At 32.2% G+C, this 16,190-nt stretch carries 17 protein-coding genes; 10 read left to right on the plus strand and 7 right to left on the minus strand.

Annotated elements, in window-relative coordinates:
* Positions 1-71: 71 nt before the first annotated feature.
* Both D3P13_RS07505 and D3P13_RS07510 read right to left on the minus strand, forming a co-directional pair.
* Complete coding sequence (locus D3P13_RS07505) at positions 72-707, minus strand: DUF1801 domain-containing protein (protein WP_117880734.1); 636 nt, start codon at positions 705-707, stop codon at positions 72-74.
* Positions 708-957: 250 nt separating this feature from the next.
* Positions 958-1,668 carry a peptidylprolyl isomerase gene (locus D3P13_RS07510; protein ID WP_232829153.1) on the minus strand — a complete coding sequence of 237 codons (711 nt, stop codon included), beginning with the start codon at positions 1,666-1,668 and terminating at the stop codon, positions 958-960.
* A 75-nt stretch (positions 1,669-1,743) separates the two neighbouring features.
* Between D3P13_RS07510 and D3P13_RS07515 the strand changes: the two genes are divergently transcribed.
* The 5 genes from D3P13_RS07515 to D3P13_RS07535 are packed head-to-tail and all read left to right on the plus strand — an operon-like array spanning position 1,744 to position 4,383.
* The gene (locus D3P13_RS07515) at positions 1,744-2,205 is read left to right on the plus strand and encodes a TlpA family protein disulfide reductase (protein ID WP_117880736.1); all 462 of its coding nucleotides are present in this window, start codon (positions 1,744-1,746) and stop codon (positions 2,203-2,205) included.
* On the plus strand, positions 2,202-3,149 hold the full coding sequence (locus D3P13_RS07520; RefSeq protein ID WP_117880738.1) for a hypothetical protein: 948 nt from the start codon (positions 2,202-2,204) through the stop codon (positions 3,147-3,149). The genes D3P13_RS07515 and D3P13_RS07520 overlap by 4 nt, the downstream gene beginning before the upstream one ends.
* A gap of 5 nt (positions 3,150-3,154) precedes the next feature.
* Positions 3,155-3,421 carry a hypothetical protein gene (locus tag D3P13_RS07525; RefSeq protein WP_117880740.1) on the plus strand — a complete coding sequence of 89 codons (267 nt, stop codon included), beginning with the start codon at positions 3,155-3,157 and terminating at the stop codon, positions 3,419-3,421.
* An 18-nt stretch (positions 3,422-3,439) separates the two neighbouring features.
* The gene (idi, locus tag D3P13_RS07530; protein ID WP_117880742.1) at positions 3,440-3,967 is read left to right on the plus strand and encodes an isopentenyl-diphosphate Delta-isomerase; all 528 of its coding nucleotides are present in this window, start codon (positions 3,440-3,442) and stop codon (positions 3,965-3,967) included.
* Positions 3,964-4,383 (plus strand): 6-pyruvoyl trahydropterin synthase family protein, encoded by a 420-nt coding sequence (locus D3P13_RS07535; protein WP_117880744.1) that lies wholly within the window; start codon positions 3,964-3,966, stop codon positions 4,381-4,383. The genes idi and D3P13_RS07535 overlap by 4 nt, the downstream gene beginning before the upstream one ends.
* Here D3P13_RS07535 and D3P13_RS07540 read toward each other — a convergent pair.
* The 4 genes from D3P13_RS07540 to ppgK all read right to left on the minus strand — a co-directional run bounded on the left by D3P13_RS07540 (position 4,380) and on the right by ppgK (position 7,290).
* Complete coding sequence (locus D3P13_RS07540) at positions 4,380-4,940, minus strand: sugar O-acetyltransferase (protein WP_117880746.1); 561 nt, start codon at positions 4,938-4,940, stop codon at positions 4,380-4,382. The two genes, D3P13_RS07535 and D3P13_RS07540, sit on opposite strands and share 4 nt — an antisense overlap.
* A gap of 117 nt (positions 4,941-5,057) precedes the next feature.
* The gene (locus D3P13_RS07545; RefSeq protein WP_117880748.1) at positions 5,058-5,249 is read right to left on the minus strand and encodes a cold-shock protein; all 192 of its coding nucleotides are present in this window, start codon (positions 5,247-5,249) and stop codon (positions 5,058-5,060) included.
* Positions 5,250-5,337: 88 nt separating this feature from the next.
* Positions 5,338-6,540, minus strand: a complete 1,203-nt coding sequence (locus tag D3P13_RS07550) for an SH3 domain-containing C40 family peptidase (protein WP_117880750.1) — start codon at positions 6,538-6,540, stop codon at positions 5,338-5,340.
* 9 nt (positions 6,541-6,549) lie between these two features.
* Positions 6,550-7,290, minus strand: a complete 741-nt coding sequence (ppgK, locus tag D3P13_RS07555) for a polyphosphate--glucose phosphotransferase (RefSeq protein ID WP_117880752.1) — start codon at positions 7,288-7,290, stop codon at positions 6,550-6,552.
* Between the two features lie 182 nt (positions 7,291-7,472).
* On the opposite strand from ppgK, the gene D3P13_RS07560 reads away from it, so the two are divergent.
* Entirely contained in the window at positions 7,473-8,042 is a 570-nt protein-coding gene (locus D3P13_RS07560) for a non-canonical purine NTP diphosphatase (RefSeq protein WP_117880754.1), read from the plus strand.
* A gap of 173 nt (positions 8,043-8,215) precedes the next feature.
* On the opposite strand, the gene D3P13_RS07565 is transcribed toward D3P13_RS07560, so the two are convergent.
* A complete protein-coding gene (locus tag D3P13_RS07565; RefSeq protein ID WP_117880756.1) occupies positions 8,216-10,288 on the minus strand; it encodes a S9 family peptidase in 2,073 nt (690 codons plus the stop codon).
* A gap of 191 nt (positions 10,289-10,479) precedes the next feature.
* Between D3P13_RS07565 and D3P13_RS07570 the strand changes: the two genes are divergently transcribed.
* The 4 genes from D3P13_RS07570 to D3P13_RS07585 all read left to right on the plus strand — a co-directional run bounded on the left by D3P13_RS07570 (position 10,480) and on the right by D3P13_RS07585 (position 16,164).
* A complete protein-coding gene (locus D3P13_RS07570) occupies positions 10,480-11,235 on the plus strand; it encodes an endo alpha-1,4 polygalactosaminidase (RefSeq protein WP_117880758.1) in 756 nt (251 codons plus the stop codon).
* A 147-nt stretch (positions 11,236-11,382) separates the two neighbouring features.
* Positions 11,383-13,278 carry a CocE/NonD family hydrolase gene (locus D3P13_RS07575; RefSeq protein WP_117880760.1) on the plus strand — a complete coding sequence of 632 codons (1,896 nt, stop codon included), beginning with the start codon at positions 11,383-11,385 and terminating at the stop codon, positions 13,276-13,278.
* A 218-nt stretch (positions 13,279-13,496) separates the two neighbouring features.
* Entirely contained in the window at positions 13,497-14,762 is a 1,266-nt protein-coding gene (locus D3P13_RS07580) for an MFS transporter (protein ID WP_117880762.1), read from the plus strand.
* A gap of 100 nt (positions 14,763-14,862) precedes the next feature.
* Positions 14,863-16,164 (plus strand): MFS transporter, encoded by a 1,302-nt coding sequence (locus D3P13_RS07585; protein WP_117880764.1) that lies wholly within the window; start codon positions 14,863-14,865, stop codon positions 16,162-16,164.
* Positions 16,165-16,190: the final 26 nt, after the last annotated feature.

The following is a 16,190-nucleotide window of genomic DNA, read 5'->3' on the forward strand; positions in this document are numbered from 1 at the left end:
AAGACGACACTTTTTTAATCTATTGCATTTTTTTTATAAAAGAATAAAAAATATAGAATACGAAGGTTGTTTTATAATTGTTTATGAGAACCGTCGCAATTGGGCATTCGTTTTGAAAGCCCACAAGTACAATCATTTAAGCCTTTACCCTCTAAAACTTTAGCCGTGTTCTTTTCTATTCGAGATGTTCGTGTTTTTGATTGTTTGGGTTGTGAGAAATGCAATAGATATCCTCGTTGTCTACCAGGTGATAGTTGGTTAAAGGCCTTTTTAAAATTCAAATCTTCTTCAAATTTTTTGTTTAATTCTTCTGGTACATCAAAATCTGAAGTCTTTTTTCTATTTATTTTAAGTCCTGACTTTTCAATTACAATCGCTTCTAGAATATAGGCTTTGAGAACAGCTTCCTGTTTTTCAATTTCTGTTATATCTGTAAATCGAATTTGTCTTGCCGATTGAGTATTCTCTGTTTGCTGAATCAATATATTTACAGGGTCTTTTAATAAAGCCCCTCTATTAAAGAGAAGGGCACAATAATCTTTAAATCCATGGATTAATAAAACATTTTTTCCATTAATTGTATAACACGGATGCATCCATTTAAAATCTTCTGTTAATCCGCAATCGAGAATTATTTCACGAAGTTTCGTCAGTTCCTCTTTCCATTGGTCAAGATTATTTAAATAGACATCAACTTTTTCATTCATGAGTAATTTATATTTAATAAATATAGCAAAAAGAATGGAACCACATTTATAATAAATCTTATAATATGAGTGTAAGCTGTTGGAATTCTTTGAGATATGCTTTAATGAAAGTTTTGAATTGAGGTGTTAGATTCATTCTCCATTTTTAATATAAATTTCTATTAAATGAAGAATTTTTATATTTTCATTAGCTTTCTAGTTCTGATGAAGTTCTACTATTTTATTATTTTGGTGATGTGCAGGCTTTCCTTTACTCAATCACTTCAATCTCCGTAAAAACATCTTTTAAAGGCCATTCATCTCTTCCTGTTTTTTGTTTCGCAATTTTATTCAATACATTAAACCCACTAATAACTTCACCAAAAACGGTATGTTCTCCATCAATATGATGGGCACCATTTTTAGCTTGAATAAAATAAAACTCAAACGGATTTGATTTTTTACTGATGTTATTTTCCCATTCTCTAGCCGCAGCTAACGCCCCAAATTTATGTTTATGGTTTTTTCTGAACTCAGGTGGAATTGTGTAGTTTTCGTATTTATTTTTAATTTTTACGGTTGAATAGTTTTCTGAATTACCACCTTGCACTATAAAACCGGGCACAACCCTATGAAAACAAGTTGTATTAAAATATCCTGCATTTACCAAAAACAAAAAACTAGCTCGGTGCAATGGAGTATCATCGTACAATTGAACAATCATATCTCCCAAACGGGTTTTAACACGTAATTTATTTTCTTTATGCTCTTTGCCATAGGCAATTAAAAAATCAATGGCGTTATCATGAGTAATAGAGTCCCATGGTTTGGAGGCAACAATTTCAACTTCTTGAGGTTGCACTTGTTTTATTTTTTCAACAGCCTTCGGTTTGCTAATTTCGGTTGACGTTTCTTTTTTGCAATTTATAATGCTAAAAGCAATACAAATTAGCATAAATAATTTTAAAATTCTTCCCTTCATGTCCATTGTTAATCTCTTACAAATATATAAGTATTCAAGTAAATCTTTGTAAATTTGATTCTTATATATGTATAAATGTCGTTAAAACACACTATTTCCAGTTTACTTTTTATAATAATTATAGGTTGTGCTCATAAAACTGAATCTACAGCGGACTTTAAAGATTTAGAAGGTAATTCCGTATTACTATCTGATTTTAAAGGGAAAAGAATTTTGATAAATTTTTGGGCTACTTGGTGTGTTCCTTGCATTGATGAAATGCCATCTATGGCTGAGGCTCATGAATTGTTGGCCTCAGAAAACTATGTTTTCTTATTTGCCACTACAGATGAAATGAGTAAAATTGATAAGTTTAAAGAAAAACATCAATTTCCTTTTCAGTATTTACGCTACCAGACCTCATTAGACAAATTAAACATTCATGCATTGCCAGCCACTTTTATTTATAATACAGAAGGAGAATTGGTAAAACGATTGGATGGAGCACAAGAATGGAATTCTGCCGAAATGATAAAACAATTAAAAAGTATAGAATGAAAAGAATTGTTATTATTTACCTAGTTGTTGTTAGTGTCTTTATTTCTTGTAAAAAAGATAAAACAGATATTGTAATATCAGACGTTCCTATTGTTTTACCTGAAAACAGTAAACATCCATTTTTATTTGCTAATGGTGATGAATTATTACTTTCATTTACACAACAAATAAACGATTCTTTAGCTTCTGTAAATTATGCGGAATATATTGATGGAAAATGGACAAGTCCTATTAAATTAACCGAAGAGTATAATTTATTTGTCAATTGGGCTGATTTCCCAGCAACAGCAAAAAATAATGATAACATACTTATCCAATATTTAAAAAAATCAGCACCAGCTACTTATGCATACAATGTTCATTTAATGGTTTCAAGCACTAATGGCGATACGTTTGGCAATGATTTTTTACTACATAATGATAATACTGCCACGGAACATGGTTTTGTGACCCTTTTACCCTATAAAGACCATTTCTTTGCCACTTGGTTAGATGGCAGAAATACAAGTGGAGGAGAACATGGCGAGGAACATGAGAGTAATGGAGCCATGAATATAAGAGCAGCTACGGTACTGTCTACCGGAGATGTTATTGATGATTTTTTATTAGATACTAAAACATGTGAATGTTGCCAAACGAGTGCAGCAATTACAAATAACGGACCCATTGTAGTGTATAGAGATCGGTCAGATGAAGAAGTAAGAGATATTTCTATTTCCAGATTTGTAGATGGTAGTTGGACAATCCCTAAAATCATCCATAATGATAATTGGGCTATAAAAGGTTGCCCAGTAAATGGACCAAAAGCCGCTGCGATTGATTCTACATTAGTAGTTTCTTGGTTTACCGCAGCCAATTCTGTGCCTAAAGTAAATTTAATTTTTCTAGTAATAACGGTCGAAATTTTGATAGCCCCATTCAAATCGATAATGGAAAACCGATAGGTAGGGTGGATGTAGCCTTGTTAGATAAAGATAATGCTTTGGTAAGTTGGATGGAATCTACTAAGGATGAAGCTGAGATAAAAGTATTAAAAGTACATAAAGACGGAACAAAATCTAAACCCATAACGATAGCAAATATATCGGCTGCAAGAGCTAGTGGTTTTCCTCAATTAGAATTGGTAAATGGTATTATCTATGTAGCTTGGACTGACCTAAATGGAGAAACTACTTCTATTAAAATAAAAAGTGTTGATTCAACTATTTTTATTTAGTAAATTGCGGCATATATTATGGTAGAAGAACAAGTAATTTTAGTAAATGAAAAGGATGAGCAAATTGGTACTATGGCCAAGATGGAGGCTCATGAAAAAGCGGTGTTGCACAGAGCTTTTTCAGTATTTGTATTTAATGATACCAATCAGTTGTTATTGCAACAACGTGCTGCTACTAAGTACCATTCTCCGTTGTTGTGGACGAACACCTGTTGCAGCCATCAACGTGTAGGTGAAACAAATATTGAAGCGGGTAAACGTCGTTTATTTGAAGAAATGGGTTTTGTAACCGAATTAAAAGATGTGTTGTCTTTTATTTATAAAGCACCTTTTGATAATGGCTTAACAGAACACGAACTTGATCATGTTTTGGTTGGTAGTTATGATGATAACCCCAACATTAATTCAGAAGAAGTGGAAGCCTTTAAATGGATGACATTGGAGGAAGTGAAATCAGATATGCAAAAACGACCTGAACTATATACGGAATGGTTTAAAATTATTTTCGATAGGTTTTATACGCATATAAATAAAGCAAAAGTATGAAGGTAACTGTAAATAGAAAGGCCCATTTTAATGCCGCACATCGGTTATTTAAACCAGATTGGTCTGACGAAAAAAATCTAGAAGTTTTTGGGTTATGTAGCAATCCTAATTACCATGGACATAATTATGATTTAACAGTAGCTGTTACTGGAAAAATTGATCCTGATACTGGTTTTGTAATGGATATGAAGGTGTTAAAAAATTTAATTAAAACAGAAATTGAAGACACTTTTGATCATAAAAACCTAAATAAAGAAGTTGCTGAATTTAATGATATTGATGGGCTAAACCCAACTGCAGAAAATATAGTGGTTGTTATTTGGAATAAATTACGTGCACATATCAATAAGAATCATGAGCTTTCGGTTACGTTATACGAAACACCAAGAAATTTTGTAAATTATAGTGGAAATTAATTATCAATTTTCTTAATAATTTTAGCAGGATTTCCCCCCACAACAACATTGGCTTCTACATCTTTTGTAACTACAGCACCGGCTGCAATTACAGCTCCGTTGCCAATGGTAACTCCAGGACACACAATTGCACCACCACCAATCCATACATCATCACCAATAGTAATAGGTTTGGCAAATTCTAACCATGACGCTCGAGTTTTGGCATCGAGTGGGTGAGTGGCCGTATAGATTTGAACATTTGGACCAAACATTACTCTATTGCCAATAGTAACTTCTGCTACATCTAAAATACAGCAGTTGTAATTCATAAAAACCTGATTTCCAAGTTTTATATTGTAGCCATAATCACAATAAAAAGGAGGTTCAATAAATAAACCTTTTCCAGTTTTTCCAAAAAGTTCACGAAATAAATTATTCGTTAATTTGGTATCATTATTTGATATTGTGTTAATTTTTCTAAATATCAAACGTGCTTCATGCCTATCTTTAACCAACGTTTTATCATTTGGATTGTAGAGTTCACCCAACAACATTTTTTCTTTTTCACTTTTCATAAATAGGTTGTAATCTGAAATTAAATTGCAAAATAATTAAAATTTAAAATTAAGACATAAAAAAAGCCTATCAAATTTTGATAGGCCTTTGTAAGTAAAAAAATTAAAAGATATATATTATAATACTTTTACATTTACTGCGTTTAGTCCTTTTCTACCTTCCTGTAAATCGAATTCAACCTCATCACCTTCGCGTACTTCGTCGATTAATCCAGAAATGTGTACAAAATGTTCTTTGTTAGAGCCTTCTTCTGTTATAAAACCGAATCCTTTAGATTCATTGAAGAATTTTACTGTTCCTTTACTCATGTTTAAAAATTATAAATTAATATTAGTCGCAAATATAATGATTTTTATTGAATTTTAATAATTTTTTTTATTTTTAATAAAATCGTATTTAATCTCTGAAAACACCTGGTTCTTTTAGGTTAATAATGTTAGCATCTTCTTCATTAAGCATCCGTTTAGAGCGTAAATATCTGTTGTAATTATAGGCATCATAATTGGCTGCATTTTTATCAACACTACTAATATGTACTCGGCCTGCAGAATGAATAAACTCATTATTCCCTATCCACATACCTACATGAATTACTCTTTCTTTCGAAGTTTCTGTTGCAGGTTTACCAAAGAATAGTAAATCACCAGGTTCCATATTATCAAAACTTTTATCATCATCAATTAATTTACCCGTATGTATTTGTTGAGAAGCATCACGAGGTATAACCAATCCGTTCAAAAAGAATATCGTTTTAGTAAAACCACTACAGTCAACACCTTTTGAAGATGTACCACCCCATAAATACGGAAGACCCATTAACGTTTTTGCAGTCTCTACCATCGATTCTTGTGTTGGGTTTAGACTTGCCAACCAACTATTGTAATTCATAGCTTTGTTTTTTTCGATGTAAGCCATCCGCCCATCTGGATATTTTACTTTGAAAAATAATCCAACTTCATCAAGTACTTCAAAAATATCACCAGCTACCACATCAGAAACAACAGGACTAAACTTACTCTCACTTTCAAAAGATTCTCCGTAAGTACCCAAAAATATTATTTTATTTGCCAGTTTCCATGTAGCAAAATCTGATTCTTTCATCAATTGAATTCCGCCACTATCAACCCAAGCTAAATACTTATCAGGCGTTTGAATTAGGTACCAATTGTCTTTTTTTGTATATACATTTAAGGGCGTACCTAAAGTAGCTTGTGTAGCTAATTCTGCAGAATGTTTAGGATTACTTCTTAAATTGGCAACTGATATTTTTACAACAGCCTTTATCTTTCCATCTAAAATAGCATCAGGATACATTTGAATACTATCAACAAATGTAATTTCTTCTTTTTTTAAGTTTTCCTTTAGTGTTTTAACGGCTTCAGGTAAGTTTGAAGTCCCTTTAAGAATAATTTGATTATCATTTTTAACAGAACTTACATCAAATAAGGCAACTCTTTTGTCAGGTGCAAACTCAGTTTTAACAAGGGTAATTTGATTTTCTAATGGATTTTCTTGAGTTTTTTCAACATTACTTTCACAAGATGTAAAAATAAAAATACTAAATGCTAAAAACGTAAAAATATACTTTCTTCTTTTCATATCATTTAATTACAATTTTCTTGAAGCAGCAATTGCAGCACCAACAATACCAGCTTCGTTTTCAAATTGAGAAGGCACTACGGGTACATTTACCGTTAATTCATCTTGAAATTTATCTATTTTTTTACTGGCTCCACCACCCAAAATAATTAAATCTGGAGACGCTAAAAATTTAACAAAGTTCAAAAATTCATTAAAACGTTTCCCCCATTTTTTATAAGATAAATTTTCTCGTTTACGTACAGAATCTGCGGCGTATTGTTCAAAATTCATGTTTTTTCTAAAAGGGGCCGTCCCTAATTCAATATTTGGTATAAGTACACCATCGTAAAACATTCCAGAACCTAGACCTGTACCGATAGTTATCATTATTACCGTGCCTTTTTTATCTTTTCCTGCCCCAAATGTCATGGCAGCCAATCCCGCAGCATCGGCATCATTAACTATATGAAATTCTAAACCTGTACGTTTTGAAAATAATTCGTCCGCATGTACCTCTTTCCAACTATCATGAATATTAGTGGCAGTTAAAACTTGTCCGTGATTAATAATTGCCGGAAAACCACAGCCAACTTCTCCTTTCCATTTAAAATGTGCTACTATTTGTGCTATAACATCAGCAATATCATTTGGTTTTGCCCCTTCCGGTGTAGGAATACGATGTTTTTCAGAAACCAGTTCACCTGTTTCTATATTTACTATTGCTCCTTTGATGCCAGTACCGCCAACATCTATACCTAATATTTCCATTTATGTGGATTTAAATTATAGCTTATAAAATTGCTAATAAATGTTGAGTTATGCAACCCTTCCATTAAAAGCTTTTCTTAATTTTGTGAACAGTTAAAAATGAGACAGATCATTTTTGGCTAGCTACCTAAAAGCTAAATATCTAGCTGTAACTGACAATAAATATAATTAAGAGAGAACGGATGAAAATAGTATTTGCAACACATAATCCTAATAAATTAAAAGAAGTTCAACAATTAATGCCAGAGAGCATCGAATTATTAAGTCTTTCAGATATTAATTGTAACGAAGAAATCTTAGAAACAGCCAATACCCTATTAGGTAATGCAAAAATTAAGGCAGATTATATTACCAAAACTTATGGTTACGATTGCTTTGCTGATGATACAGGGTTAGAGGTTACTGCCTTAAATGGTGATCCTGGTGTGTATTCTGCTAGGTATGCCGGACCAGCAAATGATGCTGTAGCCAATATGGCGAAATTATTATCAAATTTAAAAAGCAAAAAGGATAGATCAGCTCAATTTAAAACGGTTGTTGTGTTGAATTTAAATGGTGAACAACATGTTTTTGATGGTATTTGTAAAGGTGAAATTCTAAAAGTACAACAAGGAAAAGATGGTTTTGGTTATGATCCCATTTTTAAACCCAAAGGGTTTGATACTTCTTTTGCTGAAATGTCAATGAAAGAGAAAAGTGCAATTAGCCATAGAGGCAAAGCCATTCAAAAATTAGTTGGTTTTTTTAAATAAGTAATAATCATTTATAAAATATAGATAAGTTTTGAACCGCCTGGTAAAAGCATATTTTTATCTAGTTAAAGGTATATTAAACGATTTAGCATCCTATAGATAAAATAAATTCCCCTTCTTATTCAAGAAGGGGAATTTTAGTATAGTGTTTAATTATTATTTGAATTCATCTACTAATCCAATACCAAATGTTCAATAAAAAATTCCATCATTCTATCTACATTTAAACGTGTATGTCCTTTATCAGGACCAATTTGGACTTCAAAACTTTTACCAGCTTTCTGTAAGGCCTGAATTAATTGCAACGAATTTGCTGGGTGTACATTATTATCACTAGAACCAAAAAATATCATTAATTCGCCTTTAAGATTAGGAGCATACGTCATTAAACTAGCCGCATCATAGCCTGCTTTATTATCTTCAAGCGTATTCATAAAACGTTCTGTGTAAATATTATCATAATTTCTCCAATCGGTTACTGCTGAATTTGCCACAGCTGCATGATATACCTCAGGAAAACGTAATAAACTTGCAGCTGCCGTTGTACCTCCATAAGAAGTACCGAATACACCAACATTGTCTTTATCAAAATAAGGTCTATCATATAAGGACTTGATACCTTCAGCAAAATCGTCTTGTTCTACAATGGTTAAATTACCATACAATTGATCTAATAATTTTTTACCACGTCCACGTACATTTCTTCCGTCAATATTTGCTACTAAAAAGCCATATTCCGTTAAGGCATCAGGAGTTCTAAAAGTTTCTCTAAATGCATTGGTTGCCGGACCACCATAGTTGCTTAATAAAAGAGGATATTTTTTATTTGGATCAAAATTTGAAGGAAAATGCAACATACCGTGTAATTGGGTTGTTCCATCAGCTGAAGTAAAAGTAAAGACTTCTACTTTTTTCAATCCTAATTTTTCAAAATCAGTCATGTCACTTTGATATAACTTTTTAATGATTTTACCTTTTGCATTTAATAAATTAGTAAAAGGAGCAATATCATGTGTTTCAGCCACATCAACAATATATTTACCATTTGGTGAAATACTTACACTATGATTATATACAGGGTCTGTTAAACGAACATCACCTTTACCATTTAACTTCACTTTATGCAATTGCATTTTCATGAAGTTATCACCACTTCTAGCCATATAATATAAGATGCCTTTCTTCTCATCAACATCTACAATACTTGAAACTTCAAAATTATGATTGGTTAAAGTTTTTAGAAGTTTCCCGTTAAAATCGTACAGATAGTAATTGTTAAAACCATTACGTACTGAAGCCCAAATAAATCGTTTTCCATCTTTTAAAATATGAAATTCGGGTGAGTTCTCCGTAAAACTCGGTAACCATTCTTCACGCACTACAACACGACTTTTACCAGTAGCTGGGTCAGCCGCTTTAAGTTCCATTATATTTTGCTTTCTATTGGTACTATGATACAATAATTCTTTACCATCAGGAGACCACGAGATGTCATATAAATAGGTACCTAAATCACCATCATTAAATAATTTTCCATTGCGAGTGTCAAGCGTAATCATTTTTTTAGTGGTCAAATCATACATCATCAAATCTACCGGTAAATTTTTAGCTCCAACTTTCGGATATGCTTCTATTTCAACAGAATCTTGAATTTTAGTTTGATCATATAATACATAGTATTTTTTAGCCTCTTTTTCATCAAAACGATAAAATGCTATTTTTTTATTATCAGGTGACCACCACATCGCAGTAGTTTGACTTAATTCTTCACCATAAACCCAAGTAGCTATTCCATATTTTATTTGATTGTCATCATTTCCTTCAGTGGTTATCGCTACTACATTATTTCCATCAATATCACTGATATACATATTTCTATCTTTGGTATAGGCTTTTAATTTACCATCAGGAGAATCAGTAGAAGCATATTGTCTACCACGTTGTGGTCTGTTAGCATATCTGGCTCTCCAATCAGGAACCACAGCGTCTCCAATTTCATTTGTTTCATCTATAGTAATGTCATATAAGAAACGTTTCCCATCTTTATTATATTCGAAATTATTACCATTCTTATGCCAATCTACGCTTATGGCTCCACTTTTCATAGCACCTCTAATTTGAGGAGCAATTTCAGAGTATCGTTCATAGCCAGGCATACTTTTAAGCTTATCTTGAGCAAAAACAAAAGTTACACTTAGGGTAACAACAAATAATAATAATTTTTTAAAATGTTTTAAAAGAATCATAAAATAAAGATTTTATTAAAAATATAGATTAATAGAATGGTAAAAATAATCAAATTTTTAAAAGTAAGGTACTAAAGTTTAAGTATCATTTATGTAAGTAAATACATCTAAATAATTTTATAAGACATCCATACTTCTATTAAAATTATAGGCAATACTTTTAAAAAAAATAAATAACTAAACATACTAAAATGAAATATTACCATTTGATTGCTCTTATCTTTATTTTATATTCTTGTAATAGCGACTCTAAAGTAGATGAGCCTATTAATAGTGATGCAATCCCAATTTATAACCAAGCCTATCAAGAGAATTATGCAGAAGATACCATTGATTATATTAAAAATAATGCAGAAAATGGTTATGTTTTACTGGATCCATTTCAAGATGATGTTATAGAACATATTGAGGATATAAAAGCTAAGAACAATCAAGTTGGAGCTTATATTAGTATTGGTACGGGTGAAACGTATAGAGATGATTATAATCAAATGCAAGCTTATTTAGTTTCGACGCCTTGGGGAGAATGGCCAGATGAGTTTTTTGTAAAATCTACTACCTCAGGTATTTTAGAAGTTATGAAAGCAAGAATAGATAAAATTGCTGCATGGGGCTTTGATTGGGTAGAGTTTGATAATATGGACTGGTTTTATGATGATGAATTAAGAACTGCTTATGGAGTGGAAGTAACAGAAAATGAAGGTATTGATTACTATCAAAAACTTTGTAGTTATGTTCATTCTAAAGGAATGAAATGTATGGCAAAAAATAGGGTAGAGAATGCTTCTGATTTTGATGGTGTACTATATGAATCTTATAATGACGATAAAAATTGGTGGGATCAATCTGGAGCACAAAGCTTTTTAGATGCAGGAAAACTTGTTATTATCAATCATTATAATGAATCCAATTGTGGTCAAGTATATTTTGAGTATAAGGGAATTTAAAACGAAAACCTTTCCTTTATCTGTGAGGATTCTAATCTTAAAAAGTACGTACATTTTAATGAGTAAAAACGGATCGGAATTCAATCAAAATTCATTTCTGTATTTTTGATTACTTTTACAATTAACTAAACTAAACCTCTCCAAATCATGAAAAAACAAATTCTAAACACTTTATTTCTAGTTCTTTTCTTTACTGTCGGAAACTTTTTCTTACAAGCACAAGAAGAAAATAGCACCCTAAAAGAACTGGAAGAAATAGCAGTCGTTGATCAAAAAGTGATGATGCCTATGCGTGATGGAATTCGGCTAGCAACAGATATTTATCGGCCTAAAGGTGATGGTAAATATCCGATTATATTTTCACGAACACCCTACAATTTTAACTCATGGGGTGATGGAGAACAACGAACAAGAACAGCTAATAATGCATTGTCTGCAATTAAGAGAGGTTACGCTTATGTAGTACAAAATGAACGAGGAAGATACTATTCTGAAGGTGAATGGGATATTTTAGGTGTACCCTTAACAGATGGTTACGATGCCTTTAGCTGGATGAAAGATCAAGAATGGTCTAATGGAAAAATAGGAACCATTGGTTGTTCTTCAACTGCAGAATGGCAAATGGCGGTTGCCGCTTTAGATCATCCTTCACATGCCGCAATGATTCCACAAGGTTATGGTGCAGGTGTTGGTAAAGTTGGGCCTTTTAACGAGCAAGGTAATTGGTATCGAGGCGGCGTAGAGCAAATGCTCTTTTTTTCTTGGCTATATGGTGTTGAGCACGATAAATTTAAACCTAGAATACCTGCTGGAGCTACACAGGAAGATTTAATTAGAATTTCAAGATTTTATGATTTAGCTCCTGAAAATCCAAAAGTGGATATGGCGGAAGCGTTAAATCATTTGCCTTTACAAGATATTTTAAAAAACATAAACGGTAAAAAAGAAATTTTTGATAAAATGATACGTAGAACCCCTAATCATCCAGATTGGGCTAAAGGCGGTATTTATCAAGCGGATGATAATTTCGGAGTTCCAAGTTTTTGGTTTGCCTCTTGGTATGATGTTTCTGTTGGGCCAAATATAGCTTTATTTAACCATGTTAGAGAGCACGGTAAAGATGCTGAAGTTAGAGATAATCAATATTTAGTTATTGCTCCCACAATGCATTGCGGGTATACTAGAGCTAAAGAAAATACGATAGTTGGAGAGCGTTCTGTTGGTGATGCCAGACTAAATTATGAAGAACAAATATATGCTTGGTTCGATTTATGGTTGAAAGGAGAAAAAAATGATTTTAAAGAAAAAACGCCTCGAGTTCAGTATTTTACGATGGGTATCAATAAATGGCAGTCTTCTGAGACTTTTCCGCCTCAAGGAGCTAAACTTTTTACATATTACCTGAATAGTGCAGGTAAGGCAAATACTTTAAATGGAGATGGAGTCTTAGCAACTAAAAAACCAAGTAGTAAAGATCAGCCTGACGGATTTACATATGACCCAATGAGCCCTGTTAATTCTTATGGAGGTAATGTTTGTTGCACAGGTAATGCTGTAAAAGGAGGAGCATTTGACCAAAGTGAAATGGAAAAAAAAGACGATATCTTAGTATATACCTCTGACCCTTTAAAAAAAGGTATCGAAGTGAGTGGTTTTATAGAATCTACACTTTACGTATCTTCTGATGCAAAGGATACTGATTTTACCATCAAAATTATGGATGTGTATCCTGATGGAAAGGCTTATAATTTAGATGAAACAATTCAACGTGTTAGATATAGAGAAGGTTATGATAAAGAAGTTTTTATGGAAAATGGTAAAGTTTACAAAGTAAATTTAAGTCCGATGACCACGAGTAATTATTTTGAAAAAGGACATCGTATTCGCATAGAAATTTCGAGTAGTAATTTTCCTCGTTTTGCAAGAAACTTGAATACGGGTGGTAAAAATTACGATGAAACAGAAGGTGTTGTAGCTCATAATAAGATTCATCATTCTAGACAATACCCATCTCATATTAAATTACCTATAGTATTAAAATAAAGTCTTCGTTTTTTGAAGTATGAAATTATAGACTTATAGCATTGATTTGTTATTTTTTTAGCAAATTAATTTATTTAATTTAAAAACGTAAAATAGTTAGGCTGTATAGCTTTGCATGTTTTGCGTTTTTTTATCTTTGATCTCTTCAACGATAATTTTATAATAGCATTACCTATTTGTACTAAAATTTTCGAAATAGAACTAAAACTATAATAAAAGTGCAAAAAAACGATCCTTACGCAGCATTACGTTTTAAAGAATTTAATATATTTTTAGTAATGCGTTTTGCGATGGTATTTGCTTGGTCCATGCAATTTGTAGTTATCGAATGGCAGGTGTATAGTTTAACCAAAGATCCACTTTCGTTGGGGATTATTGGTTTAATGGAAGTGATTCCAGCAGTTTCCTTAGCTCTCTTTGCAGGACATATTGTAGATCAAAAAGAGAAGAAAGGATTACTAATTAAATGTCTATTAGCTTTTTCAGTGATTAGTTTTGGGTTGTTTTTACTAACATGGCCAGAAGTAGTTTCTGGTTGGTCTTCCAATAAAATTCTTTATTCTATATATTTTTTAGTCTTTTTAGGAGGATTTATCCGTGCCTTTTTAGGTCCAACAATTTTTTCTTTATTTGCGTTAATTGTACCAAAAAAAATATATCCTAATGCAGCAACATGGAGCAGTTCTGTTTGGCAAATGGGAGTTGTTCTAGGTCCTGCTTTGGCCGGATTTTCTATCAATTGGATTGGTGTACATTGGTCTTTATGTCTAGTTTTTGCTTTTTCAATAATAGCTCTAATCAGTTTATCTTTTATTTCTAAAAAACCGATATTAAATCCCAAAATTGGTGAAAATGTGTTCAAAAGCTTAAAAGAAGGAATCAAGTTTGTTTATTCTACCAAAGTTATTTTAGGAGCCATAACTTTAGACATGATAGCTGTTTTATTTGGTGGAGCAGTAGCCTTATTACCCATATTTGCACAAGATATTTTACATGTTGGTTCAGAAGGGTTTGGTATTCTTAGAGCGTCTCCAGCAGTTGGGGCACTATTGATAATGTTCACTTCTGCATATTTTCCGCTGAATAAAAATGCAGGTATGAAATTATTAGCCGCCATATTTGGATTTGGTATTTGTATTATCGTCTTTGGCTTATCTTCTTGGTTTTGGATTTCTGTTGTGGCCCTCTTTTTAAGTGGTGTTACAGATGGAATTTCTATGATTATTAGACAAACCATTTTACAATTAAAAACACCCGACCATATGCGTGGTAGAGTAGCATCGGTAAATTCAATGTTTGTTGGGTCTTCTAATGAGTTAGGAGCATTTGAAAGTGGACTTACGGCCAAACTTATGGGTACTGTAACTGCGGTTGTATTTGGAGGGGCCATGACCTTACTTACCGTGAGTATGACAGGGGTTTTCTTTCCTAAATTAAGAAAATTAGACCTTCGTAAGGATATAGAAGAACATGAAAAGGAATAAGAATTAATTTAAATCTAATCTTATAATTTTTTAAAATTAGATTTAATTAAGACCTTCAAAATTACTTATATCAGTACCTTTGACAACTCTAAAATCATTGATGTCAACGACTAATAAATTCTCCTTTGTAAACCCTAATAAAGTTCCATTTTTTTATGGGTATATCGTTTTGTTTATTGGTACTATTGGTGTTTGGGCTAGTATACCAGGTCAAACGGTTGGAGTATCAGTATTTACTGATCCGGTTAAAGATGCTTTAGGACTTACCAGAAATCAGTTTAGTAATGCCTATATGATTGGTACTTTTATGAGTTCCTTTTTTGTCGCAAGGGCAGGAGTACTTTTTGATAAATATGGTGCTCGGTATGTTGCTTTTTTTGCTGCCATAGTCTTAGCTATTTCATTATTATTAGCTTCCGTATCGGTTTCAATAAGTGAATTCCTTAAAACGTTGTTCAACAATACCTCTTGGATTATTCCATTTTCAGTAATTTCTCTGTTGTTTTTTATGATTAGGTTTTCTGGGCAAGGTGTATTAACCATGGCTTCTAGAAATATGATAATGATATGGTTTGATAAGAACCGAGGTAAAGTTAATGCTTTAAGTAGCGTTGCGGTTTCTCTCGGCTTTTCTAGCTCTCCTATATTGCTTAATAGACTTATTGATGATCATGGATGGCAACTCAGTTGGCAACTTATAGCTATTTGTTTGTTGATTTTTAGCTTTTTCATTTTACAATTCTATAGAAATAACCCTGAAGATTTCAACATGATACCCGATGGTTCTAAAATAATAGAAGATAAGGTTAAAGTAAAAAAAGTAGAACATCAATTTACGTTAAAAGAAGCTAAAGAAACACGAGCTTTTTGGGTGTTCGGACTTACATTAGCATTTAATAGTTTTTTTATAACAGGATTTACTTTTCATATTGTATCCATATTCGCTAATCACGACTATTCTAAAAGTGAGGCCATTTCCATTTTTTTACCCATATCAATTATAGCTATTTCTGTTGGGACTCTATTTAATATTTTAAGCGATTATGTACGTCAAAAATTATTGCTTTACCTGATGTTGTCTAGTGGTTTGTTAGCTACCGTAGGATTATTATTCCTTGGTAATTCAATTGGAATCTATTTATTAGTTATAGGATTAGGAGGTATGGGTGGTATGTTTTCAGTTATAAATGCAGTGTCTTGGCCGAGATTTTATGGTAGATTACATTTAGGTGCAATAACGGGTAAAATAATGAGTTTTTTAGTGATTGCAAGTGCTATTGCTCCGAGCTTGTTTAGTTATAGCTATACTACTTTGGGATCTTACAGTTATATCAGTTACCTTAATATCATTTTTCTTATAACACTTATCATTGCATCTGTAAAAGCTAAAAATCCTCAGTAATAAATGTACTGTTATATTAATTAGCA

Source organism: Aureibaculum luteum (genome assembly GCF_003449015.1).
Taxonomy (GTDB): domain Bacteria; phylum Bacteroidota; class Bacteroidia; order Flavobacteriales; family Flavobacteriaceae; genus Aureibaculum; species Aureibaculum luteum.